The following is a 25,095-nucleotide window of genomic DNA, read 5'->3' as shown; positions in this document are numbered from 1 at the left end:
CTAGACCCTGATCACCAAGGCCAAATCAACCGGACGGCGGCGCAGCGACTTCCGCGCCCAGGATCTCGTGGTCTTACTGATGGCCACGCCGGTGTCGTCTCCAGTGCCTCCGACGTCACGCCCAGGGCATCAGCCCGCCTGTCAGTTATCTGATCGGCGGTGGTAGTCGGCGGGGACATCGAAAAAGCGTCTTGTGGCCCGTAATTGGTCAGATAAGGATTTCGCGATGGCCACCAACACGCGATTCGATGGACCGCTCATGTGGACTCATGCACGTGGTCGGGTGCGGCTCCATCGCCTCTCTACTGCCTTTGGGCGGATCCGGCTTTGCATGACTTGGCGACGAGCAATGTCTATTGGGACACGGTGACCGCCATCGCGAGACAGGTCTGGGCGCAGAACTGGCGGTCAAACACCTCGTCACGCTGCAACTCCAGAGCGGAGACATGAGCCCGCGCAAAATTACGAAGGAGCCCTGCGAGCATTCCGTCCGCGCCGCCGTCAGCAGAACGCGGCCGCGCAGAACTCCCGGAACGACACCGGTGCCCGGCCCGTGACTTCGAAAACGGTGTCAGTCAACCGATCTTCGGCGCCGCCGGCGATCTCGGTGTCGAGGGCAGCGAGGATTTCGGCAAAGTCCGCGGGAACACCGCTACCGGTCAGAAGTGCTGCGAACGTGGCCGCACTGACCGGCCGATGCCGCACTGGATGGTCGACGAACTCACTGACGACAAGGGTCGTGTCGGCGTAGCTGAGCGCCTGCGGGCCGGTGATCAGGTGCTCGGTGTTGTGCGGCACGTCGTCGGTCAATGCCCGGACTGCCACGGCGGCGATGTCGCCGGCGTCGACGAAGGCAATTCGGCCCGTACCGGTGGCGGTGACGATCACACCGCGGCGGACGCCCTGGGCTACAACATGATCACCCGTAAAGTTCTGCATGAACCAGGACGGCCGGAGCACCGCCCATTCCGGCATCATCGTCCGGACCAGGTGGTGCACCTGTCCCAGACCGGGGGCGCCTTCCGGCAGTGCTGACGAACTGAGGGCAATTACACGGCGGACGCCGAGATCGACAGCATCCTGAAGGAAGAGCTCCACCATCGGCGCGGGGTCCGCCGCCCCGATTGGCGCCACCAGGTAGACGGCGGCGGCCCCGTCGAGCGCCACCTTGTGCGTGTCACGGTCAGCCCAGTCGAAGCGCACCTGAGCGGGCTCGCGCGGTGTGCGCGTTGCCGCGCGGACCGGGACACCCTGGCTCGTGAGCGCAGCAGCAACCCGACTACCGGTGGTTCCGGTAGCACCGAGCACCAGGACTTCACGCACCGGTCGCCCCGCCGAAGGAGTTCACCTGCTCCGAGCCACCCGCGGCCTCGGCGGCGGCCAGCGGGCTCCAGTAATCGCGGTAATTCTGAATCTCGCCGTCGCGGACCGTGATTACCGCGACATAGCGCATCCGGTAGGGGGCACCTGTGGCGGTGACGACACCGGCCGCTTCGAATTCGACGATCACGACGTCCGGGTCGACTGACTGATGTACCACCTTGGTGGGGAACTCCCTGATCTGCAGCAGGTCGGGATAGCCGCGCAGGTAATCAGCGACGGCCTCGCGCCCTGCTACCCGCTGCGGATAACCGGGGGCCGCGAACGGGAACTCGATGACACCGTCGGGGGCCCACATGTTTGCGAAACCGGCCATGTCCTGGGCGCGCAGCAGTTCGAGTGCCCGATTCACCGTATCCACGGCTGACATCCCCACCTCCTAACGGACGATACGGTACCGTCCCGTCGCGGACTCTACTCGGACGGGACGGTATCGTCCACTCCATGACCCGCCGCAATCCGTCTGGTGCCGCCGTGTTGCAACCGGCGATCACCGAGGCCATCGTCGAGGCCGTCCTCGACGAGATGGCCGAATTCGGTTACGCCCGGCTGTCGATGGAGGCCGTCGCCAAGCGGGCCGGCGTCAGCAAGAGCGCCCTGTACCGGCGCTGGAGCTCCAAGCAGCAGATGGCTTTGGCGGTGCTCGCCGACTTCAGCGTCGGTCAGGCCGCGGCACCTGACACGGGAAGTCTGCGCGGCGATGTCCGTCAGACACTTGAAGCCGTCACACGTTGGCTGAGCCATCCCCGCTTTTCCCGCATCCTGCCCGACCTCATCGCCGAGATGGCGCGCACGCCTGAGCTCAGCGAGTTGGTGGAGAGCATGATCGGACGTCCGCGGCGCGAGCATGGTGCCGCAATCCTGCGACGAGCGATCGACCGTGGCGAGTTGGCGCCCGATACCGACATCGACATCGCGCTCGACCTGATTGCCGCCCCGGTCTATTGGCGACTGACTATTCGCGATGGCGAGGCAGAGCCCGGTTATCTCGACAAGCTCACCGACGTCTTGATGCGTGCACTGGGCGCGTGAATCGACGTCGACCCGGCTGCGTACTTTCGTCTCAGGGAAGACGAGTGGACATCAAACTGGAGGATTCGTAACCATCGCCGGTGTCGGATCGGCGCTCACCGTTGCCACACTCCTTTGGCCGCCGTCCGTACAACGTAATCCTCGAACGTTCGCGGCGAGCGCCCCAGCACGGCGGCAACGTCGTCGGTGGCCGCCGCGGTCCCGGTGATCAGCCCGCGGCCCATCATCACGAACATCTCGGTGATGTCATGGGCGATATCGACGCTGAGCCCTCGTTCGACCAGCATGACGGTGTATTCCTCGGGGGAGACTTGCTTGTAGGCGATGGGTTGTCCGCAGGCCCGCGAAATCAATTCGGCGGCCTCCTCGAATGTGATCGCGCGTGGACCGCTGAGCTCATAGGTCACCCCCGCGTGGTGGGCCGGATCGGTCAGGACCGTGGTGGCCACGTCGGCGACATCGTCGATGTCGATGAAGGGCTCGGGAACATCGTCGGCCGGCAAAGCCAGTTCGCCGGAAAGCAACGGGGCGTAGAAGATGTCTTCGTTGAAGTTCTGATTGAAGTTGTTGGCCCGAAGAATCGTCCACTGCAACGCCGAATCCCGTACGGCAGCCTCGGCGTCGCGCATGTCCAAGCCGAAACTGGTGTCGCCCCAGGTGTCGGCGCCGCGCCCGGACAGCAGGACCAGGCGCTGAACGCCGGCGGCCTCGGCGCGAGCGACGAACTCGTGTACCGGGCCTACGGCGGAGGGGGGCACGATGTAGACGGCAGCCACACCGTGTAGGGCGGCGTCCCAGCCGACCGGAGCAGACCAGTCGAACGGTGTCGGGCTGGTACGGGAGGCTGCGCGTACCGGCGTGCCGTGAAGCCGCAGGCGGGGGACGATGCGGCGACCGGTCTTGCCGGTGGCTCCGAGAACAAGGACGGGTTCTTGCGTCACAATCGATTCAACGTCGGGCGACCCGGACAGTTCCACGGGCGATCGGCCGGGATCCCTGTCCTTTCGTCCGATCTGGGTGGTCGGCAGACTCGCCGTCGCGGAGCCACGACTGGGTTGGTGGGTCGGCGGGTTCGGCATCTTTCTCATCAGAGTTGGTGGCAATTCGATGTGGTGGGGAGAGCGTTGAACCGATCGGTGATCCATTGCATTCCGCGTTCCCCGTCAACGAAGTAGGGAACGAGGCTGTTGAAGCCGGTTTTATTGAGGAAGGGAGGCTGCTCGTTGGTCCATAGTTCGACGTCGGCGTCCCGCGCACACCAGTCCTGGGCGAGTTGCTGGGCACCTATGTAGGGGAAGAGAGGATCATATCGGTTGACGCTGATCTGCACGGGGGCAGCCGGCTTCAGCGATCCCAGCTTCTGTGCGGCAAGAGCGGACTTGAGGGGTTCGGAGTCCAGGATCTGGCGGTAGTTCTGATCGAAATAGGGCTGGACATGGCGGAACATGAACTTCGTCATGACCTCGTTGATGCAGTTGTAGCGGGTCTTTTCGAGCATGTCGATGCCGCGAGGGGTCAGGACGCCACGGATACCTTCCTCGGCCTCGGGAAAGGCGGCGATGAAGCTGTTCAGCGTATAGCCGAGCACTCCGATAAACAGTGAGCCGTCGGCATAGTCGGGGAGCAGCGAGTAATCGGCGGTCGGTGCGCCGATCCAGGCGCCGACAACATCGAGCTCGGGCGCATAGCTGGGAGCCAGCTCGGCAGCGGCCCCGGCGGCAAACCCGCCCGGACCCCAGCCCCAGAAGGCGACCGGACTGTCGGAAGTAAGGGAGGTATCCGGCAATCGTTTGGCCGCGCGAGCAGAATCGATCACAGCGTTGGCGGTGGGCACCCGAATGCCGGAGGTCGGGGGACCATAGGTCCCTGTGCCCTGATAGTCAGTAACCACAAGAGCGAATCCACGGTCGAGCATCGTGGTGAAGAAACCTTGCTCCCACAGGAAGAGGTAGTCGAGGTATCCGCCGTAGTGAAAGCCACCTTCGCTGATCACACGCGAAACGGCGCACTGGTCACCAAGACCCGTGGGAAAAGGAGCCAACGCCAGTAGCGGGCGTGGTCCGGCACCTGTCCACGGATTGTGTGGCTCAAAGTAGGTGCCGGTGACGGCCACGACGTCGTCATCGAGGTTGCGGCTCTGGTACATCAGGCGTGTACCGTCGGCCTTGTAGTTCCCGTGTCCCGCTGGGTCGAGGGCAATACGCGACGGTTCAGTGCGCACCAGGTCCCCAGGTGTCCCGTCCGGCAGCGGGCTGGGCGGCGTATAGAAGGGTCGATACTGACACTCCGGTTGGTAGCCAATGTTCGGAGGGCAGTCCTCAGCCGCAGCCTGGGCGGGAGAGGTGACGTGAGCCAACGTGATCAAGAGTGTCAGAATGCCTAGGAGGGCGAAAGCCACAGGTGTGGCGGGTAATTGGGGCCGTTGGTACGTTGATGCCATGTCTGTGTTCTCCAAACACTCTGGGAATGTTGAGGGGTGACCCGGCTGGGCAAGTGGCGGGAGTCTCTGACGGGGAAAGTGGACGAATCGGTGGTCAATCCGGCACCGGCGACACACTCGACGATGACGCAGCGCCGGCGGAATCCGCTTGCTGCCGCGCTGCAGTGAGTTGGGCGCGATGAATCTTTCCCGCACTTGTTCGCGGAAGTTTCTCGACCACATGCCATTCCGCTGGCCGAGCGGGCGGGACCAGGTTGCGCGCGGCCCAATCGTCGAGCTCTGCGGGCAGCGGCGGGTCGTCTTGGTCCGCGGCAACAATGAAGGCAACGGGCACCACGTCGCGTACCGGATCGGGCCGCGCCACGACAGCAGCCTCGTGTACGCCTGGCACTTCGGTCAGCCGGCCCTCGATCTCGGCGAGGCCGACGTTCTCTCCTGCGACCTTGATCACATCGTCGACACGCCCGACGAACCTCAAGACACCGGCCTCGTCTCTGGTCATCAGGTCGCCGGTGGCAAACCATACGGTGTTGCCAGCGCTGTCGACGAACGCTCTCGCGGTGGCGGCGGCATCATCGAAGTAGCCGGCGAAGAGGTCGTGGCCCGGTTTTCCGTGAACCATGAGCTCACCAACCTCATCTGCCGCGCACTCTTGTCCGGTCTCGACCGAGCGCAACTTGACATGTCGACCGGGAACCGGCGTTCCGAGAACGTCGTTTCGGTAGGGCGGATCCTCGTCGCAGCTGACGACGGCGATGGTTTCTGTCATTCCGTAGAGCTGACGGGGACGGCTGCCGACCAGCGTTGCGAATCGCTCGTAGTGGGTGGCTGCGAGATTCTGCGCAAACCAGACGTGTTGAAGGTCAAGGCTTGTCGTGGACCGTGGGGTGCGGTCGAGGATCATCCGGATCGGTGCCGCGAACAGGCTTGCATGGGTGACCGACAGTGAACGGGCTTGTTCTACCCACCGCGAGGCGGAGAATGTTGAGGTCATCGCGACGCTGGCACCGACGGCAATTGCTGGCGCGAAGCAGTAGTACTGCGCGTTGGCGTGGAACAGGGGAAGGGTCACGAACCAACGGTGTGCTGACTGGAGATTCGACGCCCGCGCCATGAGTTCGCCTGCGGATACATAGTTTGACTGCGTCACCAGCACCCCTTTGGGAGCCGAGGTTGTTCCAGAGGTGAACATGACCGCCAACCGTCCGTCGGACTTCCCGCACGCTGACACACCCGCGTGCGCAGCAAGGGCACCATCGGGTAGGACATCGGATTCGTCCTCCGCCAATTCGATGACCGATGTCGAGGCGACGGCACCCGCACGGTAGAAATGTGCGCGGTCACGCGCGCAGATTCCCAACCGCGGCCCGGTCCGCTCAAATTGCCTGCGGATTTCGTCTGCCGAGGACGCTGGGTCAGCAGGTACGATCCACGCGCCTAACCTCGCCGCCGACAGCCAGACTGCGATGAAGCCGGGTGAGTTTCGCAATGCCAGGTGGACGGGGTCGCCAGTGCCGACACCGTGCTGCGCCAGTACGGCCGCGGTCTGGGCGATCACGGTGTCGAACTGTCGGTATGTCCACGAGGTCACCTTGCCGTCACTCGACCTGAACACAAGAAAGGTTCGCGCGGCATGATGTCGGACGGTGTCGTCCCACATTTGAGCGAATGATGTTGTGCCAGCGGGGCAGTCGTCGACCCGCGGCAGCGGGCGGTCAGTCTTCAAGGAATGCCACCACCCGCGCCGGTGCTGCGCTGGCCTTGTAGAGGCGCAGCGGAAAGAACCCCACCATGAACCCGTGCGCTGGCAACTTGTCGAGGTTCGTCAGCTGTTGGACGATGAACGCCTCGCGCTCTTGAATAGCGAAATGACCGTCCCAGATCTGACTGGCATCTCCGGTTTCCTTGTATGCCTGCTTCATCACGGGGAACGGGCGGTCCCAGGCCATGGCGTCGGTGCCCAGTATGGTGGCGCCCATGCCGGTCAGGTATTTGGTTCCTGCGGCGGTCATTCCGGGATACTGGAAGAACTCCGGGTCGGAGACCGAGTAGCGCTCCTGACCGGAGCGAATAAGAACAGCATCACCGGCTGTGATCGGCCGTCCGGCTGCGTCGATGGCAGCGGCGAGGGCTTCGATACTGATTGCTTCACGTGGTGCTACATGCTGACGAACGTCGAGGACGATACCCGGCCGGTAGAGCTCGTCGAGCTCGATGTCGGTGATCGTGCGTGCTGGCCGGCCTTCGCATTGACTGCCGCTATGCAGCGGCGCATCGACGTGAGTGTTGCAATGGCTGCTCATCACGATCGAATCCTCGCCCCACCCTTCACCATTGGGTAGATCATGTGCGGGACAGTCGAATACCGATTGCATGTGCTCCAAGCCCGTAGTGGCCGGTGGACCGTACTCGATCTGCGGTCCCAGTACGACGCGAAGCGTCTCGTATTCGGGCGGGACATCGATGTTGGCAGCGGGTTTCATGAGGCGGGAGAGTTCGATCAGGCGTGGCACTTTATGGGGTCCTATCTAGGCTGTGCAATGGAAGTGGACGGGTTGGCTGATTCGGCGCGGTTCGTCATCGGTGCCGTAGCGCGGACACTCAGCGGTAGCGGACGGTGTTGCGAAGAGATCCGAGTCGGTCGACCTGGAGCTCCACCTCATCGCCGTTGTTGAGTACCCGCCCTAGCTCAAATGCGCAGCCAGAGGCCACGGTCCCGCTGCCGAGGATGTCGCCGGCGTGGAGTTGCTTGCCGCGACTGAGGTGTGCGATCGCGAACTCGAACGAGTAGGCCATGGAGGCGGAGTTTCCTCGTGACCATTCCTCGCCGTTGATCAGTGCCCGCATGCCGAGTCGGTAGGCGTCGCCCACCTCGTCGGCAGTGACGAGAAACGGCCCGAAGGTATTACTTCCGTCGAAGTCTTTTCCCTCCGCGGGCCCCAGCGTGGATTTCATAACTTCGCTCTGTATATCTCGAGCACTCCAGTCGTTGAAGATCATGAAGCCGAAGATGTGTGCGTTCGCTTGACTTTCCGGGATGTCGGTCCCCCCGTGACCGAGCACGGCGGCGAACTCGAGTTCGTAGTCGATGGTGTGCGACGTCGGGGGAGCGGTGATGGTCTCGCCCAGACCGCTGATCGAAAGGTGATCGGAGTTGTAGTAGACGAACTGCTTGCGCAAGATGTCGGGCAGGTCATACTGCCCGGAGTCGATCATGCGTTGGTACTCGGCTTCCGGGTCCGTCGTCTCCTTGGCGCGACGGCGCGCCATCGCCCGGAGCGCGGGTTCGATGTGGTCTGTGAACAGGGTGCAGTCCCGGATGCGAATCGGGTCGGGGATCGGCGCGAGTAGTTTGAGGGACTCAAGATCCAGGAGCGCTTCCGCGGGCGGCCGGGACTGTGCGGTGCGTACGCGATCCCATGCTTCGGGACCCATTTCGATGATCTTCCGAACGCTACTGAAGTCCTCGCCTAGGACGCGGCCGAGGTCGAGAACCTGGTGGTCACCATCGCCGACGGTGACGCCCGCGCGGCTGGCGCCATCTGCTCGAAATGTCAGATATCGCAATTGATGTCCTTAGTTGGTAGGGACGATGGGCGACGGCCGCGTCGATCGCGATGTCGCACACGATCCGCCGTGCCGCACCCCGTGTCCCTGTCAGGCAAGTGAATGTCCTTCATCGTCGAGAACGTCAATGAGTCCGAGCGGGCACGCATTTTGAGCGCTGAGCGCCGCCTCGAGATCATCCATTGGCGGCTCGTGATCGAGCACCTGCACCCATCCGGGCTCGTCGAGTTTGAAGAGGTGGGGCGCCGCCGAGACGCATCTCCCGCTTCCGGCGCAGTACTCGGCGTGAGCGGTCAGGCGGAACGTTCGACCGGTGCTCATAAGACCACCGGGCGGGAAGCCCAGCCGCGGGCGACTGCGTTGTTGGTACGTCGTTGCGCGGGCGCGGATCCGAGCCGTAGCTCAGGGAAGTTGTCGAGGATGTAGCGCAGGACCACCCGGACCTCCAGCCGGCCCAGCGGCGCTCCTACACAAAAGTGGATCCCGTTGTAGAAGGCCAGGTGTTTGTTATCGGACCGGTGGATGTCGAACTCGTTCGGGGCATCGAATCGACGGGGATCTCGGTTCGCGGCTGCGAGACAGGGTGCGAGTATTGCACCGGCTGGAACTACGGTGTTGCCGAATCGGGTCTCCTCCGTGGTTTTTCGGAGGGCGAGATGCAGTGGCGGGTCTAACCGGAGTATTTCCTCGATGGCTACGGGCAGCATGTCCGGATCGGCTCGTACTTCCGCGAGCGTCGTTGGGTGCTCAAGTAGGTACGTCAGTCCGCTACCGATCAGGCTCGTGGTGGTCTCATTGCCGGCTACTAACAGCAGGGCGAGCTGCGCCACCAACTCGATGTCCTGGAGTCGGTCACCCGAAACTGTCTCGGTCCGGATGAGTTCGCTGATCAGGTCGTCCTTGGGTGCGACGGAGCGTTCGTCGATCAAGCTCCGTAGGTATTCGAACAACTCCAACGACGCAGCAATCGCGGTATCCCGCATATCGCCCTGGACCACAGGGTCGAATGTGGAGGCGAAGCCGTAAGACCATTCGCGGAACTTCGCCCTGGCCTCGTCGGGAACGCCGAGGATGGACGCGATGATCGCGACTGGGACGTCCGCGGCGAATCCAGGCATGATGTCGAACTCCCGACCGCGTGAATACCGACTGATCAGATCCTCGGTGACCTTACGAATTGTGGTCTCCCACTGAGCTATCGATCTGGGGGTGAAGACGTGGCGAAACGACGAGCGGATGCGTGTGTGGGTGGGGGGATCGGAGAACATGAACAACAGAGAAGCGGTGTCGACGAACCGAAGATGCTCCGGGTTGGTGTTGTCATGCCAGCTTGGAGCAGAGTCGTAGAACACGTCGCTGGAGAACCGCCGATGGTCGCTGCCCAGAAATCGGACGTCGTCGTAGCGGCAGACCAGGTAGGCCTGTAATTGCTCAGACCAGTGCACGCCGTCGCCCAGTTCACGCAATTCGTTGTACGCGGGAAACGGGTCTTCCAGCGCACCCCCGAACAGGTCCGCCATGACGGTTGCGGCCCGCGGGTGCACGGCCGGTTTGGTATCGGTTGCCATTGTCCTCCTTCACTCCTGAGAGCGATGCACATCACAGTCGCGCCCCAGTTTGGGGGACATCCCACCGCGTGTCAACGCTTTGTCGACAATCGTCGACGGACCGTCGAACGGCAGCGCGGCCGACAGTCATCCAGTTCGACGCGATACCGACTCCAGGGCGCGGCCGGACTAGCATCGATTGCGATGAGTGACCAATCCGATGCCTCAGATGCGAGGCTGCGGTCTGCCGCTCGGGGGGCGCGGCGGCCGCGGCGCTTTCAGGCGGCTATGCCGCGAGCTGGTGACGAGCGACGCGACATGCTGCTGGACAGCATCGAGAAGCTGCTTCAGTCGACGTCGATTGCAGATCTGTCCATGGAAGCGATCGCGTCGGCGGGATCGCTGTCGCGGACCAGCGTCTACTTTTATTTCGGCAACAAGAGCGACGCCGTGGACGCTCTTATCGCCCGTGCAACAGAACAGATGCAGGTGCAGATGTTCCCCCGCGCACCTGACGAATCGCTGCACGATTTCGTTACCCGTATTGTCGCCGCAGCACTCGACGGCTGGCGGCGGCACCGTCCGGCTTACATTGCGGCGGTGGAATTGTCAGCGTCCCGAGGCCCCGGTGTCACGCGTTGGCGTGAGATTATGCGAGCCTTTGCTGAGGTACTCGCTCAGGGCGTCCTCGCCGAGGGATTGGATGTAGCAGAACGGGATGCTCAACAGCGCGGCGAGATCGTGTGTTGGATGGTCGAACGTAACTTTTACTTCCTGTTCACCAGTGAACACACCGCCGACGAAGAGGACTCGCTTGCCGCAGGACTCACTCAGGCGGCGCTCGCGGTTCTCGGCGCTCCACACCCCAGCTAGGGCAGTGCTCCAAGCCGGCGCGCCCGTACGACCGCTTCTAACCGTGTGTGCGCGTGCAGCTTTCGCATAGCATCCTTCATGTAGCCCTTTACGGTCTCGGTCTGCAGTCCGAGTAACTGGCCTATTTGGGCATTGGGATGGCCCAGCGCGGCCAGCGCGAGGACGTCGATCTCTCTCGCCGTCAAGTCTCTCTCGACGTGGACTTGCTGGTCCCCGAGTAGCGATTTCGAAATCTGTGTGATTGTGGCGGCCGTGCTGGGGTCATCCAATGTTCGAGCCAGCGTCCGCAACTGCGCATAGGCTCCGCAGATTCGGTCACGCAGCACCGCCGCTTCACTCGGCAGTCTGTCACTCGAGACCACGGCGCGAGCGGCGACTATGCGCTGTTCCACGGCGCGGGCCTCGTCGGCCAGACAATCCTTCGTCCGGTCCCCAATGGGATCGGCGGTACGCAATGCGGCGTAGAGAACGGCCACTGTTTTCCGGTCAACCACAACCGGCGCCGCAGCCATCGCACGCAGGCCCTCGCTCGCGATAACCGCGTCATAGCGGTGCGTGATCGACGACGTACGGCGGTAATCATCGACGACCATCGGACGGCCTACCTCGACCACTCTGCCGCCGAGGCCATGTCCGACATCGATCAGGACACGATCGAGTGCACCGACGGTGTTCCCGGCGAAGTGATTGAGCCGAAGCCGCGCCCCAGATTCGATCGTGCCGGCGAAAGCCAGCGGCACACCGGTCGACCGCCGTACCCGGTGAAGCGTTTCGATCAATGGGCGGGCGATCGGAGACTGGGCCATGTTGCTCCTCCTCATCACCGGGGCAACTCCACACCCCGCGAGAGGGCAGGGCTCGTGGTCAGGTTACGCACAGCAACGTCGCCCGTGAAGGTCGGATTTCCTTTCCGACCCCCACTCTGGGGGGTGTTCAACGTTTGTGTGTACCCGGACACTGGTGCAAAGCCCGTCGAATCGCAAGTGAGGTCCCGTGTCTCGAACCGCTCGAACCAGTCAGGAATCGGTGGTCGGCACCGTCGAGTTCTGGCTGCAGCGTTTCTCCCCCGCTGCTGCGAACGCCGCCGAACTCCTGGTTGATTGTCATGACCCCACGTCCACCGCGTTCATCACGGTGGATTCCTCGGGCGAGCCCGAGGTCGCCGTGACCTATGGAGAACTGCAGGAACGTTCCAAACGGCTCGCGCGGGTACTCACCGACATGGGAGTTCGTCGCGGTGAGGTTGTTGGGGTGCTGCTGGGCAAGCGCATTGACTTACCTGTAGCCCTAGCGGCGATCCTCCGCCTCGGTGCCGTGTACCTTCCGCTGTTCACGGCGTTCGCGCCGCCGGCGATCGAGGCACGGTTGCGAGGGGCGGGCGCGCGCGTGGTGATCACCGAACCGAGCCAGGCCGACAAGCTGCATGAGATTGGCGGCATTGAAACGCTCGTAACTGGAGCCGAACTCGATGCGCGCATCTCAGATTCCGCACCTGTCGAGGAGTCAGTTTCGGTGGGCGGGGACGGCACAGTCCTTCTCCTCTTCACCAGCGGTACCACGGGTAGCCCCAAAGGTGTTCCGGTGCCGCTTCGTGCTCTGGCAGCATTCGCCTGTTACATGGTCTACGGACTGGATGTTCGAGAGGACGACGTTTTCTGGAACGCGGCCGATCCGGGCTGGGCTTACGGTCTTTACTACGGCGTGCTCGGACCAATGGCTGTCGGCCGAACCAACATCCTTCACAACAGCGCCTTTTCGGCGGAGGCCACGCTGACACTTCTCCGACAGCTAAGCGTGACCAACCTCGCAGCGGCGCCAACGGTCTATCGCGCGCTGAGCAAAACCTCCGGTTTGGGCGAAGTCTCGCTGCGCTGCGCATCCTCGGCGGGTGAACCACTGACGCCCGAGATCACCCAGTGGGCAGTGGATGCGCTTGGCACGGAAGTTCGTGACCACTACGGCCAAACCGAGCTCGGAATGGTCATCAACAACCACTGGCATGATGAGGTCCGGCAACACCCGGTGAAGGGCTCCATGGGAAAGCCGATGCCAGGATTTGCCTGCGGCATCGTCGACGGACAGATCGCCGTCGACACCGCACAGAGTCCGCTGATGTGGTTCGCGGGGTATCACGGCGACCCGAGCAAAACCGATTCGCGGTTTACCGAGGACAAGCGCTGGTATCTCACCGGAGACACGGGTTACGCGGACGACGCCGGAAACTTCCACTTCGGTGGCCGAGACGACGACGTGATCATCATGGCGGGTTACCGCATTGGGCCCCTCGACGTCGAAAGTGTGCTCATTACCCATCCAGCCGTCACGGATGTGGCGGTCGTGGGCCAGCCAGACGAACTTCGCGGTGAGGTTTTGGAGGCTTTTGTCGTGCTGGGGCCTGGCAACCTTGGCAGTGAGGAGCTGGCTGGGCAACTTCAGGAGATGGTGAAGACCAACTATGCCGCGCACGCCTACCCACGCAGGGTGCACTTCGTCGGGCAACTGCCGAGAACCGCGAGCGGCAAGGTCCAGCGTTACGTTCTGCGGCGGAGCGGCTGAGAGGCGTGGAACTAGGTGTACCCGGTCATCAGGTTAGTTGCGGTCGGCTGACTGGTGGTAGGCCTGCGAGTGCGCTGTGGCGTCGTTCAGTATTTTAGAACTCGACCCAGGGTGCAAGGGCGCGGGCGTGGCCTGCGTTGGAGGCGAAGCCGCGCCGGTAGAACCATGCGCTTTGCAGGGTGCGGTCATAGCAGCATTGTCAGATTTTTGAGATCCGCACAAAGTGTCCGAACTCGGTGCCGAAACGGCGGGCCGGTGAGTCGACCCGCCACTGCGGTCACTCACTTCGACCCTTACCTAGACTCCGAGAATGCGCGTGCCTCGACGAATCGCAGAGTTCAACAAGCGAGTCACCAACCCGGCGGCTCGCACGATCACACCGTGGCTTCCGAGCCTCGGGACGCTCGAGCACGTCGGGCGGAAGTCGGGTAAGCGATATCGCACGCCCCTTTTGGTGTTCAAGACCCATGAGGGCTACGCCATCCTCATCGGCTACGGCCCGCAGACGGACTGGTTGAAGAACGTGCTGGCCGGCGGACCGACGGTGCTGCGCAAGCGCGGACGGTCTGTTGTGCTCGTCAACCCACGGGTGGTGAGCAAGGTCGAGGCTGCGACCCTCGTCATACCGCGTTCCCGGCTGCTCTACCGAGCTTTTCCCTACAACGAGGCAGCCCTGCTGATGGCGAATGCGAGCCCTGCGGGCTGACCTTTGTACCGCACAGGACTTGGTGAATCGCCCCGGGTTTGATGCGGCATCAAACCCGGGGTGGTTCAGCTGCGCCGCGCCTGCCGGGTGATCACCGATCGACCGAGTACTGGTTCGAGCAGGCCGGGCGCGCTCTTGACGACGTGGGGAATCGCGTTGACGACGGCCTGGCCGGTGAACGCCAGCGAGGGCATGGCGCGTTCCCCGGGACCCCGCTCGAAAGACATCTGGAGGCGCATGCTGGGGCGTCCTTCGATGCGGTGCACCATCCCGGCTCCACCCTCGGGCTTGGGCCAGTTCTCAGGCCATGGCGTCGACGACACCGTCGCGAAGTACTGGACCGCAACGACGGGCTCACCCTGGCTTGAGGTGAGCCCCTCGTAGTGGTCCAGTCGTTGTGCGACTCTGTTGCCCGGTCTGCGGGCAAGGAAGAATCGACAACGACATGGCATCGAACAAGCGCCGGCGGCATACGCCGGATCAGATCATCCGCAAGCTGGCCGAGGGCAACAAGCTGCTCGGGAGCGGCCAGGAGCTCGCTGAGGTGTGTCGGCACCTGGAGATCGCCGAATCGACCTGGCATCGCTGGGTAGCCCAGTACGGCGGCATGAAGGCCAACGAGGCCAAACGGCTCAAAGAGCTCGAGGCCGAGAACGCCCGGCTCAAGAAGCTGGTCGCCAATCAGGCTCTCGACATCGACATGCTCAAGGAGATTTCGGCGGGAAACTTTTGACCCCGAACCGCAAGCGCAGCGCCGTAGCGGCGCTGCGTGAGCGGTTCGGGGTGTCCGAACGCCGCGCCTGCACCGTCGTGGGCATCCACCGGTCCACAATGCGCCTGACCCCGGCGCCGGTGACCACCGAGGAAGCCGAGTTGCGGGCCTGGCTGCGCAAGTTCTCCACTGACCGGCCACGCTGGGGGTGGCGACGGGCGGCCAAGATGGCCCGCCGCGCCGGCTGGCAGGTCAACAACAAGCGCATCCGTCGACTGTGGCGCCCAGAGGGCCTTCGGGTTCCGCAGCGGCGCCGCAAAAGCGTCTCACCGGTATCGGCGTCGCCGTCGGCGCGATGTCACCGATCCGCCCCAACGTCATCTGGGCGATGGACTTCCAGTTCGACACCACCGCCGATGGCCGCACCATCAAGATGCTCAACGTCATCAACGAGTTCACCCGCCAAGCACTCGCGATCGAGGTCGACCGCGCCATCAACGCCGACGGCGTCGTCGACGTGCTGGATCGCCTGGCGCTGACCCACGGGGCGCCGCGGTACGTGCGTTTCGACAACGGTCCTGAGTTCGTCGCCCACGCCGTGAGCGATTGGTGCCGATTCAACAGTGCTGGTTCACTTTTCATTGATCCCGGCTCGCCCTGGCAGAACGCCTTCATCGAATCATTCAACGGTCGCCTGCGCGACGAACTGCTCAACTCCTGGCGCTTCGACTCCCTACGCGAAGCCCGCGTGATCATCGAAGACTGGAGGATCGACTACAACACCAACCGACCCCACTCCGCCCACGGTGAACTCACCCCGACCGAGTTCGCTCTACAGTGGGCCACGACCCACCAACCCCAAGTCGCATAACGAGTGGACCACCAAACGGGTCCCCCTCAGCGCAAACGCACTGTGGCGAAGGTGCTTTCGATCGGATTCGTGGTGCGTAGGTGAATCCAATGTTCGGCGGGATAGTGGTAGAACTCCAGCAGGGTGTCCAGATCGTCGGTGATCTTGGCGACCGCTTTAGGATACTTGGCCCCGAAGTCGACCTCGAAGGCTTTGACCGCGAGCTGGGCCTTGTCGATATCCTCGGCGTTGTAGATCTCCTTGATCGCCGCCAACGCCGACGGGTGCGCTGATTTCGGCAGCGCGGCAAGAACATTAGCCTGCTTATGAAACCAGCACCGCTGCTCTTTGGTGGCCGGGAACACCTCACGCACCGCGTTCCAGAACCCGAGTGCGCCATCGCCGACCGCGAGCACCGGGGCGGTCATGCCGCGTCGCTTGCAGTCGCGCAGCAGATCAGCCCACGACTCGGTCGATTCGCGGTAGCCGTCGGTGATCGCCACCAGTTCTTTGCGGCCGTCAGCGCGCACACCCAGCATCACCAGCAAGCACAGCTTTTCCTGGTCCAGGCGGACCTTGAGGTGGATGCCGTCCACCCACAGGTAGACGTAATCGGTGCCCGACAGGTCCCGGGCGGCGAACGCGCGGGCCTCATCTTGCCACTGACTGGTCAGCCGGGTGATCGTGGTGGCCGACAACCCGGCACCCGAGCCCAGAAACTGCTCCAGGGCCGGCCCGAAATCACTGGTCGACAGCCCGTGCAGATACAAAAGCGGCAGCACCTCGCTCATCTGCGGTGACTTGCGCGCCCACGCCGGCAGGATCGCCGAGGAAAACCGTTTCCGCTCACCAGTGTCGGGGTCGACGCGTTTGTCGTTGACTCGTGGAGCTTTCACCTGCACCGCACCGGCTGCGGTCAACACCTCACGTGGCTGGTGGTAGCCGTTGCGCACCACCAGCCGGTGCCCGTTGTCGTCGAGCTGATCGGCGTACTGGGCCACATACGCGGCGACCTCGGCCTGCAACGCCGCGGCCAGCATTTGCCGGGCACCGTCGCGGACGATCTCGTCCAACAACGAGCGCCCAGAGGCCTCGTGGCCGTTGGCGTCCTCGGCGTCGTGAACTACGGTGAGCATGGGCGTACCTTCCCGAACCAGCGCGCCAACGCCGGCTCATGATCGGACCTACTGACTTTCAGATCATCCTCGGGAAGGTGCGCCCACTTTCACGCCCCCATCCCGAGGCTCATCCACAGGTTCTGATCATTGCTCACGAACGAGCTTTTGAGGATCCTGACCGGTTTGATATCACCCGCAAGCCCGCAGGCCACAACCTTGGCTTCGGGTACGGCATCCACAGCTGTCTCGGCGCGGCGCTTGCGAGGATGGAGGGCCGCATCGCCCTGGACATCATGTTGGATCTGATCCCCGAGTACGAGGTCGACGCCTCCGGGCTCGAACGGGTAAAGATGCCGAATGTCTACGGGTGGAGGCGGGTACCGGTTCGTCAGAGGTAGCCGTCACTACTGCCGGAATGCCGCGCTCGTGCGGATGGCGGCTACCGGGTGTGGCACCGATGGCTCCAGTTATGCCTCGCTGTTCCCACCGACGAACTCCCGGTCTGGAAGGGACGCCGGCTCAGTGGTGAGCACGCGGTGGGTCCGCTCGATGCTGGCCATGCACTTGTTGCGATGAGTACACAACGAAGGGCTATTGAGGCGATTGCCGAATTCAGTTGAGCAGCTGGTGGTCTCGTAGCAGTGCGGGTGCCATGGCCACAAACTCGAAGCCTTCACGCATTGCCAGGTCCATGGCTGCTTTGGTGGTGAGGCCACCGAGCAGGATCAACGGCCCTTCATTCTCGTTGGGCTGGACGTTGCAACGAAAAGTCAGCCGGCTAGTGCATCTCCGATCGACAGTCTGAAGGATGTCGGTGGTCATCCGTACGTTGACGGTATGACAGCCGACGTCTCGCCGAGGCCCGTATGCGAGTGACGAGAGCCAACAAAGGCTTTGACGAGTCGTTCGAGATTCTGAAGCGCACGGGCGAGAAACCACTGGTGTGGTCAGTTGACGAGCGAGGACGCCTCGTGTGGTGGAGGCCGGCCGCGGCGGTCGCTGTTGGCAGTTTCGTGCAAACGTGTTGCGCTAGATTCGCCCCGATCATGTTGGCGCACATGATCGGTGTCGGCTCGTGCGTGCGGCGGCAACCGGTGCGATATGCCTCGATCGACGGGAGTGCGAGCGCAGGCACAAAACTGTTGACGTTGTATCGGTATTGTCAATATTCTTGACACATCGCAATGATAAGGGGAGCATGGTGAACAGCGACGTCGCTGACCTCGCCAAATGGGCGGAGTCTCAGGGCTGGACTGTCAACGACGACACCAAGGGCTACACCAGGTTCTACGACGTCAATGGCAACTACATCGCGAGTTACCCGGCCACACCGAGCAACCCGCGACGGCGAATGGCGGACCTACATGTCGCACTACGTAAGGCGGGCCTGCAGGTGCCGCCGCCCAGCAAGAAGGAGCAACGCGCACAGCGCCGAAAGGAGAAGGCGGAATGAATGACTGGGTTGCCACCGTCAGCTACGCGCTCGACGCCACGGTGGACACGATGGACCACTGGTCCGAGCAGTTCGACGCCACGGTCTCGCGTGTCCCCAAGCGTGGTGTTGTCGACGTCACGGTCTATGCGCCCGCCGAGCTGCATCTGGTCGACGTGATCGCCAAGTACGTGGACAACATCAGTGAGGTCGTCGGTGCCGCGCCGGCCTGCATCGAGATTGTCCGCGAGGACGAGTGGCGACGGCGCGCAGAGGCTCCAACCTTGCCTGAACTCATGTCAGCCGCCGAGATCGCTGACGAGCTGGGTGTCGCGCGTCAACGAGTGCATCAACTGCGCTCGACTGCCGCATTTCCAGCGCCCCTGGCCGAGCTGCGAGGCGGCGCAGTCTGGGATGCCGCCGCAGTACGCAAGTTTGCTCGGGAATGGGAGCGTAAGCCGGGGCGTCCGGCCGGGCGAACAAGCCGCTGAACGGGCTATCTCGAATCCGGCCGTCTCGTCGACCGCACCCACATCAAGGACGGCCCCCAGTCGGACCTCAACCGACGCCGGCCGCACACACGCCGGGTCAACGCTCAGACTCCCGATCCAGCGCATGCAAACCGATCGAATACGCGGCTTGATCGTTGTGGTCCAACGGATCTCGGCCGGTGAGCTCGTAGATCCGCACCAGCCGATGCCGCACCGTGTTGATATGTAGATACAGCTCACGGGCGGTGTCGCTGAGCGAACCGTTCGCGGCGAGGAAGGTACGTAGCGTGCGCACGTGCTGGGTTCCCTTGCGGCGATCCATCTCGGCCAGCGGTTCGATGAGCTGCTGCCGGAACGGCTCCAGCTGGGCCGACGGGAGTTGCTCGAGCAGGCTGTCGAGCGTGCTGAGCTGATCGGGTCCGACGCGCAGCCCCCGGCGCTGCGCGAGATCCAGCGCGATGCGCGCCTGCCCGATCGCCGACCCGAGCTCGGTCAACGGCACCAGCGCCGAGTGGCCCGACGGCAGCGAAAGGTCGTCGGTGCCCTCGAGGGGCTGCGTCGTCAGGATCAGGCACAGGTCGGGGGCATCGCCGACCAACGCGTCGGGCACCGCCATCGACAGCAGGGCACCGGCCCCGGCCGGCCAAGCCGAGCAGCTCAGTTGCCCGGCCGCGAATCCGGACCAGTCCAGCAGCTGGCTCAGCGCATCGGGCAGCAGCATTCGGCGTTCGACGAGGGACAGCAGTTGTCCGACGCGTTCCCGGGCCAAGGCGGCCTCGACATCGCGTTCCACCTGGGTCGCCCGCACGAACCGTGCGATCAGTTCCAGCAGCGCCGGCTCCGGCGGCACGCCCCTGCCCATCCAGCCCAGGGTGCCGACGCCGGGCACCTCGACCGACACCGACGCCGCGTCGTCCGTCGGCTCCGGGTCCAGCAGGAAGTAACAGCCCAGCAGCTGGCCGGCGGTGTCGAGCATGTCCCGCGCCGACGCATGCCGTCGCAGCGCGGCGAGCAGTTCGGGCACCAGTGCGTAGGTCGCCCGCGCGACGGCAATCTCCGCGCCCAGTTCGTGCTCGGCGATGAACCGGCTGACCGTGCTGAAGGGCACGCTCGGCGCGGCGATCAGCATCGGCAACCGGTGCCGCCGACATTCGGCGAGCAGGGCGGCGGGCACCTCGTCGTGGCCGTCGCCGACGCCGAAGCACACGCCGGCGGCGCCCGCGCGAGCCAGCGCCTCGGCGAAGGTCCGGCAGTCCTGCGGGTCCTGCAGGCTCAGGCCGACGGTGCACACCAGCTCGCCGCCGCGCAGGTAGCGCGACGGATCACGCATCTCGGTGATGTGGACCCAGCTGATCGGCCGGTCGAGATCCTGGGGCGCGTCCGGGACGGCGAGACCCAGGCGCGCGTCGAGCAGTGCCCGAAGAGTCGGAGCGTCGGTGTCGCGCGACCCTTCCTTCATTGGACGAGCGTAACGCCGACGACACATTTGCGGGCCCCAGCGTTGTGCAATCGTCCAACGGCGAGGCGTCGACCGGTGGGATCGCTGCGTGTTCCGCACCTGGTGTGGCTTCCGCGCTGAGCTGGGGAGATAGTTCGGGGATACCGCGCACGGACCCGAAGGGGAGTACCTCATGTCGTCATCGATCGCCGAGCAGCAGCCGCAGGGGCTGCGCCGGGAGTTCTCCCTGTGGTCGGCGTTCGCTTTCGCGTTCGCCTTCATCTCGCCGATCGTCGCGCTGTACGCCATCTTCGGCCTGGCCCTGAGCGCCGCCGGCCCGTCGTTCTGGTGGGGCTTCGTGCTGGTGTTCGGCGGACAGTTCCTGGTCGCCCTGGTCTTCGCGATGCTGGTGTCGCGCTGGCCGCTGGAGGGTTCGATCTACCAGTGGTCGCGTCGACTGCTCGGCACCGGCTACGGCTGGTTCGCCGGCTGGGCCTACATGTGGACGCTGGTGATCGCGATGGCCACCGTCGCGCTCGGCGCGGCCGGCTTCGTCGCCAACATCATCGGCATCGAGGCACCCTCGGGCGGTCTGCAGGCGCTGATCGCCCTGGTGATCCTGTTGGGCGGCACCGCGGTCAACCTGATCGGCCGGGGCGCGTTGAAGGTGTTCATGACGGCCAGCATCATCGCCGAGGTGATCGGCTCGGTCGGTCTGGGCACCTGGCTGCTGCTGTTCCACCGCCACAACTCGCTGTCGGTGCTGTTCACCGGCGGCGGAGCGGACATCGACCTCTTCGCGTACCTGTCCGGGCCGTTCCTGCTGGCGGTGGCGTTCATCGGCTTCTCGTTCGTCGGCTTCGAAAGCGCCGGCTCCATCGCCGAGGAGGTGCACCAGCCGCGGCGCTACCTGCCCAAGGCGGTGCTGTTCTCGCTCGGGTTCATCGCGCTCGTCGTCGCCTACTCCAGCCTGGCGATCATCCTGGCCGTCCCGGATCTCGACGCGGTCGCCGAGGGCGCCGTCGCCGACCCGGTCTACGAGACCCTGACCACCGCGCTCGGACCCGGGATCGCCAAACCCGTTCAGGTGCTGTTCATCATCGGCTTCCTCGCGAGCTTCCTGGCGCTGCAGACCTCCGGTTCGCGGGTGATCTGGGCCTACGCCCGCGACGGTGCCCTGCCGGCCTCCGGCGCACTGGCCCGGCTGCACAGCCAGGCCCGCATCCCGACGATCGCGATCCTGATCACCACCGTGGTCGGTGCGGCGCTGTTCGGCCTGAGCATCGTCGCCGGCGACATCTACACGCTGATGGTGAACTTCACCGCCGGCGGTTTTTACCTGGCATTCCTGTTCCCGTTGATCGGTTTCCTGGTGGTGCTGCTGCGCCGGCAGTGGACACCGGCCCGGTTCTCCCTGGGCGCCTGGACGCTGCCGGTGGCGGCGACGGCGGTGGTGTGGGCGGTGCTGCAGTTCATCAACATCGCCTGGCCGCGGGTCGCGTTCGACGAGCGCTACCTGGACTGGTCGGTGTGGATCGGCGTCGGGGTGCTGCTGGTGCTCGGCACCGCGTTGTTCGCGTCGGTGCGCGAGAACATCACCCCCGCAGCGGTGGTGGACGACCTCGAAGCCGAGGACGAACTGGCGGATCGCCGATGACGGCGCCGGTTGCGCTGGTCACCGGCGGCGCCAGTGGCATCGGCGCCGAGGTGGTCACCGCCCTGACGCGGCGCGGCTACACCGTTGGCTGCCTGGACCGCAACCCGGCGCCCAACGTCGAACACACTGTCGCCGTGGATATCTCGGACGCGGACGCGGTCGCGGCCGGGGTGGCCGAGTTGCGCGACCGGCTCGGGCCGATCAGCGCGGTGGTGAACTCCGCCGGGCACTACGAGATGGTCCCGGTCGCCGACATCACCGCCGCGGCGTGGCGCACGATGCTGCGCGTCCACCTCGGCGGACTGCTCAACATCGCGCGGGCCTGCCTGCCCGACCTGCTGGCCAACCGCGGCACCCTGGTGGCGGTCGCCAGCGAGTTGGCCGTCGGTGGCGGCGACGGCGACGCCCACTATGCGGCGGCCAAGGGCGCGGTGCTCGGCCTGGTCCGCAGCCTGGCCGCCGAGGTCGCCGATCGCGGTGTGCGGATCAATGCGGTGGCCCCCGGCCCCACCGACACCCCGCTGCTGGCCGCCGACAACCCCTGCCGCGCACCGGAATATCTGAACTTGCTACCCCTGCGCCGGCTCACCACCCCGCGCGAGGTGGCCCGCTGCGTCGAATACCTGGTCTGCGATGCAACATTCAGTACCGGGGAAGTCCTCAACGTCAACGCGGGAGCGGTGATATGAGCCTGCACGGACGCGTCGCGCTGATCACCGGTGCGGCACAGGGCATGGGCGCCGCGCATGCGCGCCGGTTGGCCGCGGCCGGAGCGACGGTGGCGGTCAACGACATCGACGACAGCGCAGCGCTGCGCGCGCTGGCGACCGAACTCGGCGGGTTGGCTGCCCCCGGCGACGTTTCCGACTCGGCGGAATGCGTGCGCATCGCCGAGCACGTGGTCGGAGCCGCCGGACGCCTGGACGTGCTGGTGGCCAACCACGCCTATATGACGATGGCGCCGCTGCTCGACCACGACCCGGACGACTGGTGGAAGGTGGTCGACACCAACCTCGGCGGCACCTTCTTCCTGGTGCAGGCCGTGCTCCCGCACATGCGCGCACTCGGCGGCGGACGCATCGTCGTCGTCAGCAGCGAATGGGGAGTGACGGGCTGGCCGGAGGCGACGGCCTACGCTGCCTCGAAGGCCGGGTTGATCGCCTTGGTCAAGACGCTGGGGCGGGAACTGGCGCCGGAGCGGATCATCGTCAACGCGGTGGCGCCGGGGGTGACCGATACGCCCCAACTGCAGGTCGACGCTGACGCCGCCGGGGTGGACTTGTCCACCGTGCAGCAGCAGTACGCGGGGGGTATCCCGTTGGGCCGCATCGGTTCTGCAGACGAGATCGCCACGGCGGTGGAACTGCTCGCCGACTTCGAGGTCGAGGCGATCGTCGGACAGGTGATCTCCAGCAACGGCGGATCGACAAGGGGGAGGGTATGAGCACAGACGGAGAGAACATGCAGTACGTGCGGTCGGAGACCGGAATGTTGGGTCAGGTGGACGCGCAGGCGGTGCCGCGGTATGCGGGTCTGGCGACCTTCGCGCGGCTGCCGCAGCGCCACGAGGTCGACGACTACGACATCGCGGTGGTGGGTGTGCCCTTCGACGGCGGGGTGACCTACCGGCCCGGGGCCCGGTTCGGCCCGGCGGCCATCCGGCAGGCCTCCCGGCTGCTCAAGCCCTATCATCCGGCCCTGGACGTCAGCCCGTTCGCGCAGGCGCAGGTGGTCGACGCCGGTGACATCGCGGCCAACCCGTTCGACATCACGGTCGCGGTCGACGAGATCCGCGCCGGGGTGCGCGGTTTGCTTACCCGGCCCGAACAACGGGTCGTGCTGCTCGGCGGGGACCACACCATCGCGCTGCCTTCGTTGCAGGCAGTCAACGAGGTCCACGGCCCAGTGGCGCTGGTGCATTTCGACGCCCACCTCGACACCTGGGACACCTACTTCGGCGCGCCCTGCACCCACGGCACCCCGTTCCGGCGGGCCTCCGAACAGGGTCTGCTGGTCAAGGACCACTCGGCGCACGTCGGCATCCGCGGTTCGCTCTACGACCGCGCGGACCTGCTCGAGGACGCCGAACTGGGATTCACCGTGGTGCACTGCCGCGACATCGACCGCATCGGCGTCGACGGGGTGATCGAGCGGGTGCTCGAGCGGGTGGGCGCGCACCCGGTGTACGTGTCGATCGACATCGACGTGCTGGACCCCGCGTTCGCGCCGGGGACGGGCACCCCCGAGATCGGCGGCATGACCAGCCGCGAGTTGGTGGCGGTGCTGCGGGCCATGCGGGGCCTGAACATCGTCGCCGCCGACATCGTGGAGGTGGCGCCGGCCTACGACCAGGCCGAGGTCACGGCGGTCGCCGCGGCGAACCTGGCCTACGAGTTGATCACGCTGATGGCCGACCGATGAGCGAATTCAATTGGCCCGACGGCAAATCCGCGGCGGCGGCGTTCACCTTCGACGTCGACGCCGAATCGGCTGTGCTGTGGGGCAACGAGGCGGCGGGCGCGCGGATGAGCGTGATGAGCCACCAGGCCTACGGGCCGCTGGTGGGGATTCCGCGCATCCTCAATCTGTTGGAGCGTCACCAGATCGCCTCGACCTTCTTCGTCCCCGGCCATACCGCCGACCGCTATCCCGAGGCCGTCCGCAGCATCGTGGCCGCCGGTCACGAGATCGCCCACCACGGTTACCTCCACGAACAGCCCACCGCGTTGACCCTCGAGCAGGAGATCGACGCCATCGACCGCGGCCTGGCCGCCCTCGCCGACGTCGCCGGGGTGCGGCCGGTCGGGTATCGCGCACCGATGTGGGATCTGTCGTGGCGCACACCCGCGCTGCTGGCCGAGCGCGGCTTCCTCTACGACTCCAGCCTGATGGATGCCGACCTCCCGTACGAGTTGGCGGTGGACGGGCACGGTCCGCTGGTCGAGATCCCCATCCAGTGGGCGCTCGACGACTGGGAGCAATTCTGCTTCCTACCCGACATCGCCGGCAGCGGGCTCATCGAAAGTCCCCGCAAGGCACGGGAACTGTGGCAGCTGGAGTTCGACGGTCTGCGGCGGGCCGGCGCCTGCTGGGTGCTGACCAACCACCCGTTCCTGACCGGACGGACGTCGCGCGCCGCCGAACTCGACGATTTGATGCGCTACGTCCTCGAGCACGACGACGTGTGGACCACCAACCTTGGTTCGATCGCAGAACACGTCCGGACGCTGGGTCTGGAGCCGCGGAGCATCACCCCGCCCGATGTGCCGCGCTGAGCGCATATTCGGCGTGCTGGG

The 25,095-nt window shown here is 64.9% G+C and carries 23 protein-coding genes and 4 pseudogenes; 13 read left to right on the top strand and 14 right to left on the bottom strand.

All coding sequences use genetic code 11. The features are described 5' to 3' along the window. Nucleotides 1-501 precede the first annotated feature (501 nt). Nucleotides 502-1,323, bottom strand: coding sequence for an NAD(P)H-binding protein (locus EL338_RS25765; RefSeq protein WP_126336496.1), 822 nt, complete (start codon nucleotides 1,321-1,323; stop codon nucleotides 502-504). Then, the gene (locus EL338_RS25760) at nucleotides 1,316-1,750 is read right to left on the bottom strand and encodes a nuclear transport factor 2 family protein (RefSeq protein ID WP_126336494.1); all 435 of its coding nucleotides are present in this window, start codon (nucleotides 1,748-1,750) and stop codon (nucleotides 1,316-1,318) included. The genes EL338_RS25765 and EL338_RS25760 overlap by 8 nt, the downstream gene beginning before the upstream one ends. A 74-nt stretch (nucleotides 1,751-1,824) precedes the next feature. Between EL338_RS25760 and EL338_RS25755 the strand changes: the two genes are divergently transcribed. Beyond that, nucleotides 1,825-2,412: a TetR/AcrR family transcriptional regulator gene (locus EL338_RS25755; RefSeq protein WP_126336492.1), complete on the top strand. Its 588-nt coding sequence runs from the start codon at nucleotides 1,825-1,827 to the stop codon at nucleotides 2,410-2,412. A 95-nt stretch (nucleotides 2,413-2,507) separates the two neighbouring features. Here EL338_RS25755 and EL338_RS25750 read toward each other — a convergent pair whose 3' ends face one another. From EL338_RS25750 to EL338_RS25720, 7 genes are all read right to left on the bottom strand, one after another. Then, nucleotides 2,508-3,389: an SDR family oxidoreductase gene (locus tag EL338_RS25750; RefSeq protein ID WP_235666304.1), complete on the bottom strand. Its 882-nt coding sequence runs from the start codon at nucleotides 3,387-3,389 to the stop codon at nucleotides 2,508-2,510. A 110-nt stretch (nucleotides 3,390-3,499) separates the two neighbouring features. Further along, entirely contained in the window at nucleotides 3,500-4,852 is a 1,353-nt protein-coding gene (locus tag EL338_RS25745) for a lipase family protein (RefSeq protein WP_126336489.1), read from the bottom strand. Between the two features lie 94 nt (nucleotides 4,853-4,946). Then, on the bottom strand, nucleotides 4,947-6,512 hold the full coding sequence (locus EL338_RS25740) for a class I adenylate-forming enzyme family protein (RefSeq protein ID WP_126336487.1): 1,566 nt from the start codon (nucleotides 6,510-6,512) through the stop codon (nucleotides 4,947-4,949). Nucleotides 6,513-6,567: 55 nt separating this feature from the next. Next, nucleotides 6,568-7,365, bottom strand: coding sequence for a cyclase family protein (locus EL338_RS25735; protein WP_126336486.1), 798 nt, complete (start codon nucleotides 7,363-7,365; stop codon nucleotides 6,568-6,570). Between the two features lie 88 nt (nucleotides 7,366-7,453). Beyond that, the gene (locus EL338_RS25730) at nucleotides 7,454-8,419 is read right to left on the bottom strand and encodes a fumarylacetoacetate hydrolase family protein (protein ID WP_126336484.1); all 966 of its coding nucleotides are present in this window, start codon (nucleotides 8,417-8,419) and stop codon (nucleotides 7,454-7,456) included. Between the two features lie 90 nt (nucleotides 8,420-8,509). Next, nucleotides 8,510-8,740, bottom strand: coding sequence for a ferredoxin (locus EL338_RS25725; protein WP_126336482.1), 231 nt, complete (start codon nucleotides 8,738-8,740; stop codon nucleotides 8,510-8,512). Beyond that, complete coding sequence (locus EL338_RS25720) at nucleotides 8,737-9,987, bottom strand: cytochrome P450 (RefSeq protein ID WP_126336481.1); 1,251 nt, start codon at nucleotides 9,985-9,987, stop codon at nucleotides 8,737-8,739. The genes EL338_RS25725 and EL338_RS25720 overlap by 4 nt, the downstream gene beginning before the upstream one ends. 297 nt (nucleotides 9,988-10,284) lie before the next feature. Here EL338_RS25720 and EL338_RS25715 point away from each other — a divergent pair, with 297 nt between their 5' ends. Beyond that, nucleotides 10,285-10,839, top strand: coding sequence for a TetR/AcrR family transcriptional regulator (locus EL338_RS25715; protein WP_163791946.1), 555 nt, complete (start codon nucleotides 10,285-10,287; stop codon nucleotides 10,837-10,839). On the opposite strand, the gene EL338_RS25710 is transcribed toward EL338_RS25715, so the two are convergent. Continuing rightward, nucleotides 10,836-11,645 carry a helix-turn-helix transcriptional regulator gene (locus tag EL338_RS25710; protein WP_126336477.1) on the bottom strand — a complete coding sequence of 270 codons (810 nt, stop codon included), beginning with the start codon at nucleotides 11,643-11,645 and terminating at the stop codon, nucleotides 10,836-10,838. The two genes, EL338_RS25715 and EL338_RS25710, sit on opposite strands and share 4 nt — an antisense overlap. A 220-nt stretch (nucleotides 11,646-11,865) precedes the next feature. Here EL338_RS25710 and EL338_RS25705 point away from each other — a divergent pair, with 220 nt between their 5' ends. Together EL338_RS25705 and EL338_RS25700 are read left to right on the top strand one after the other, a co-directional pair. Continuing rightward, on the top strand, nucleotides 11,866-13,395 hold the full coding sequence (locus EL338_RS25705) for an AMP-binding protein (protein WP_126336475.1): 1,530 nt from the start codon (nucleotides 11,866-11,868) through the stop codon (nucleotides 13,393-13,395). Nucleotides 13,396-13,705: 310 nt separating this feature from the next. Further along, nucleotides 13,706-14,101: a nitroreductase family deazaflavin-dependent oxidoreductase gene (locus EL338_RS25700; RefSeq protein WP_126336473.1), complete on the top strand. Its 396-nt coding sequence runs from the start codon at nucleotides 13,706-13,708 to the stop codon at nucleotides 14,099-14,101. A 65-nt stretch (nucleotides 14,102-14,166) separates the two neighbouring features. Here the strand turns inward: EL338_RS25700 and EL338_RS26710 are convergent, their stop codons facing one another. Beyond that, entirely contained in the window at nucleotides 14,167-14,340 is a 174-nt protein-coding gene (locus EL338_RS26710; protein ID WP_235666302.1) for a hypothetical protein, read from the bottom strand. A 206-nt stretch (nucleotides 14,341-14,546) separates the two neighbouring features. Here EL338_RS26710 and EL338_RS25685 point away from each other — a divergent pair. After that, a pseudogene (locus EL338_RS25685) lies at nucleotides 14,547-15,684 on the top strand (IS3 family transposase). A 29-nt stretch (nucleotides 15,685-15,713) separates the two neighbouring features. Here the strand turns inward: EL338_RS25685 and EL338_RS25680 are convergent. Continuing rightward, a pseudogene (locus tag EL338_RS25680) lies at nucleotides 15,714-16,799 on the bottom strand (IS256 family transposase); the annotation flags it as partial. Nucleotides 16,800-16,936: 137 nt separating this feature from the next. On the opposite strand from EL338_RS25680, the pseudogene EL338_RS25675 reads away from it, so the two are divergent. After that, nucleotides 16,937-17,179: pseudogene (locus tag EL338_RS25675) on the top strand (cytochrome P450); the annotation flags it as partial. A gap of 214 nt (nucleotides 17,180-17,393) precedes the next feature. On the opposite strand, the gene EL338_RS26960 reads toward EL338_RS25675, so the two are convergent. Further along, the gene (locus EL338_RS26960) at nucleotides 17,394-17,603 is read right to left on the bottom strand and encodes a hypothetical protein (protein ID WP_197721911.1); all 210 of its coding nucleotides are present in this window, start codon (nucleotides 17,601-17,603) and stop codon (nucleotides 17,394-17,396) included. Between the two features lie 376 nt (nucleotides 17,604-17,979). On the opposite strand from EL338_RS26960, the gene EL338_RS25665 reads away from it, so the two are divergent. Beyond that, the gene (locus EL338_RS25665; protein WP_276005104.1) at nucleotides 17,980-18,234 is read left to right on the top strand and encodes a hypothetical protein; all 255 of its coding nucleotides are present in this window, start codon (nucleotides 17,980-17,982) and stop codon (nucleotides 18,232-18,234) included. Continuing rightward, a pseudogene (locus tag EL338_RS25660) lies at nucleotides 18,231-18,701 on the top strand (helix-turn-helix transcriptional regulator); the annotation flags it as partial. The gene EL338_RS25665 and the pseudogene EL338_RS25660, both read left to right, overlap by 4 nt. A gap of 100 nt (nucleotides 18,702-18,801) precedes the next feature. Here the strand turns inward: EL338_RS25660 and EL338_RS25655 are convergent. Continuing rightward, nucleotides 18,802-20,163 (bottom strand): PucR family transcriptional regulator, encoded by a 1,362-nt coding sequence (locus EL338_RS25655; protein WP_126336467.1) that lies wholly within the window; start codon nucleotides 20,161-20,163, stop codon nucleotides 18,802-18,804. 172 nt (nucleotides 20,164-20,335) lie between these two features. On the opposite strand from EL338_RS25655, the gene EL338_RS25650 reads away from it, so the two are divergent. Genes EL338_RS25650 through EL338_RS25630 form a run of 5 tightly spaced genes read left to right on the top strand, consistent with a single transcriptional unit; the run spans nucleotide 20,336 to nucleotide 25,074 of the window. Next, nucleotides 20,336-21,799, top strand: a complete 1,464-nt coding sequence (locus EL338_RS25650) for an APC family permease (RefSeq protein WP_126336466.1) — start codon at nucleotides 20,336-20,338, stop codon at nucleotides 21,797-21,799. Then, nucleotides 21,796-22,488 carry an SDR family NAD(P)-dependent oxidoreductase gene (locus tag EL338_RS25645; protein WP_126336464.1) on the top strand — a complete coding sequence of 231 codons (693 nt, stop codon included), beginning with the start codon at nucleotides 21,796-21,798 and terminating at the stop codon, nucleotides 22,486-22,488. The genes EL338_RS25650 and EL338_RS25645 overlap by 4 nt, the downstream gene beginning before the upstream one ends. Next, the gene (locus tag EL338_RS25640; RefSeq protein WP_126336462.1) at nucleotides 22,485-23,243 is read left to right on the top strand and encodes an SDR family NAD(P)-dependent oxidoreductase; all 759 of its coding nucleotides are present in this window, start codon (nucleotides 22,485-22,487) and stop codon (nucleotides 23,241-23,243) included. Before EL338_RS25645 ends, EL338_RS25640 begins: the two co-directional genes overlap by 4 nt. Further along, nucleotides 23,240-24,220 (top strand): agmatinase, encoded by a 981-nt coding sequence (gene speB, locus EL338_RS25635; protein ID WP_126336460.1) that lies wholly within the window; start codon nucleotides 23,240-23,242, stop codon nucleotides 24,218-24,220. The genes EL338_RS25640 and speB overlap by 4 nt, the downstream gene beginning before the upstream one ends. Continuing rightward, the gene (locus EL338_RS25630) at nucleotides 24,217-25,074 is read left to right on the top strand and encodes a polysaccharide deacetylase family protein (RefSeq protein WP_126336458.1); all 858 of its coding nucleotides are present in this window, start codon (nucleotides 24,217-24,219) and stop codon (nucleotides 25,072-25,074) included. Before speB ends, EL338_RS25630 begins: the two co-directional genes overlap by 4 nt. Nucleotides 25,075-25,095: the final 21 nt, after the last annotated feature.

Origin of the sequence: Mycolicibacterium chitae, assembly GCF_900637205.1 — a bacterium.
Taxonomy (GTDB): Bacteria; Actinomycetota; Actinomycetes; order Mycobacteriales; family Mycobacteriaceae; genus Mycobacterium; species Mycobacterium chitae.
This window is presented reverse-complemented; position numbering and strand designations above follow the sequence as displayed.

Bases quoted from the DNA above. Each gene is read 5' to 3' on its own strand.
- EL338_RS25715 (WP_163791946.1), top strand. From the start codon at position 10,285: ATGCTGCTGGACAGCATCGAGAAGCTGCTTCAGTCGACGTCGATTGCA.
- EL338_RS25645 (WP_126336464.1), top strand. From the start codon at position 21,796: ATGACGGCGCCGGTTGCGCTGGTCACCGGCGGCGCCAGTGGCATCGGC.
- EL338_RS25725 (WP_126336482.1), bottom strand. From the start codon at position 8,740: ATGAGCACCGGTCGAACGTTCCGCCTGACCGCTCACGCCGAGTACTGC.
- EL338_RS25760 (WP_126336494.1), bottom strand. From the start codon at position 1,750: ATGTCAGCCGTGGATACGGTGAATCGGGCACTCGAACTGCTGCGCGCC.
- EL338_RS25700 (WP_126336473.1), top strand. From the start codon at position 13,706: ATGCGCGTGCCTCGACGAATCGCAGAGTTCAACAAGCGAGTCACCAAC.
- EL338_RS25650 (WP_126336466.1), top strand. From the start codon at position 20,336: ATGTCGTCATCGATCGCCGAGCAGCAGCCGCAGGGGCTGCGCCGGGAG.
- EL338_RS25655 (WP_126336467.1), bottom strand. From the start codon at position 20,163: ATGAAGGAAGGGTCGCGCGACACCGACGCTCCGACTCTTCGGGCACTG.
- EL338_RS26710 (WP_235666302.1), bottom strand. From the start codon at position 14,340: ATGCGCCTCCAGATGTCTTTCGAGCGGGGTCCCGGGGAACGCGCCATG.
- EL338_RS25755 (WP_126336492.1), top strand. From the start codon at position 1,825: ATGACCCGCCGCAATCCGTCTGGTGCCGCCGTGTTGCAACCGGCGATC.
- EL338_RS25710 (WP_126336477.1), bottom strand. From the start codon at position 11,645: ATGGCCCAGTCTCCGATCGCCCGCCCATTGATCGAAACGCTTCACCGG.
- EL338_RS25630 (WP_126336458.1), top strand. From the start codon at position 24,217: ATGAGCGAATTCAATTGGCCCGACGGCAAATCCGCGGCGGCGGCGTTC.
- EL338_RS25745 (WP_126336489.1), bottom strand. From the start codon at position 4,852: ATGGCATCAACGTACCAACGGCCCCAATTACCCGCCACACCTGTGGCT.
- EL338_RS25720 (WP_126336481.1), bottom strand. From the start codon at position 9,987: ATGGCAACCGATACCAAACCGGCCGTGCACCCGCGGGCCGCAACCGTC.
- EL338_RS25740 (WP_126336487.1), bottom strand. From the start codon at position 6,512: ATGTGGGACGACACCGTCCGACATCATGCCGCGCGAACCTTTCTTGTG.
- EL338_RS26960 (WP_197721911.1), bottom strand. From the start codon at position 17,603: ATGACCACCGACATCCTTCAGACTGTCGATCGGAGATGCACTAGCCGG.
- EL338_RS25640 (WP_126336462.1), top strand. From the start codon at position 22,485: ATGAGCCTGCACGGACGCGTCGCGCTGATCACCGGTGCGGCACAGGGC.
- speB (WP_126336460.1), top strand. From the start codon at position 23,240: ATGAGCACAGACGGAGAGAACATGCAGTACGTGCGGTCGGAGACCGGA.
- EL338_RS25665 (WP_276005104.1), top strand. From the start codon at position 17,980: ATGGTGAACAGCGACGTCGCTGACCTCGCCAAATGGGCGGAGTCTCAG.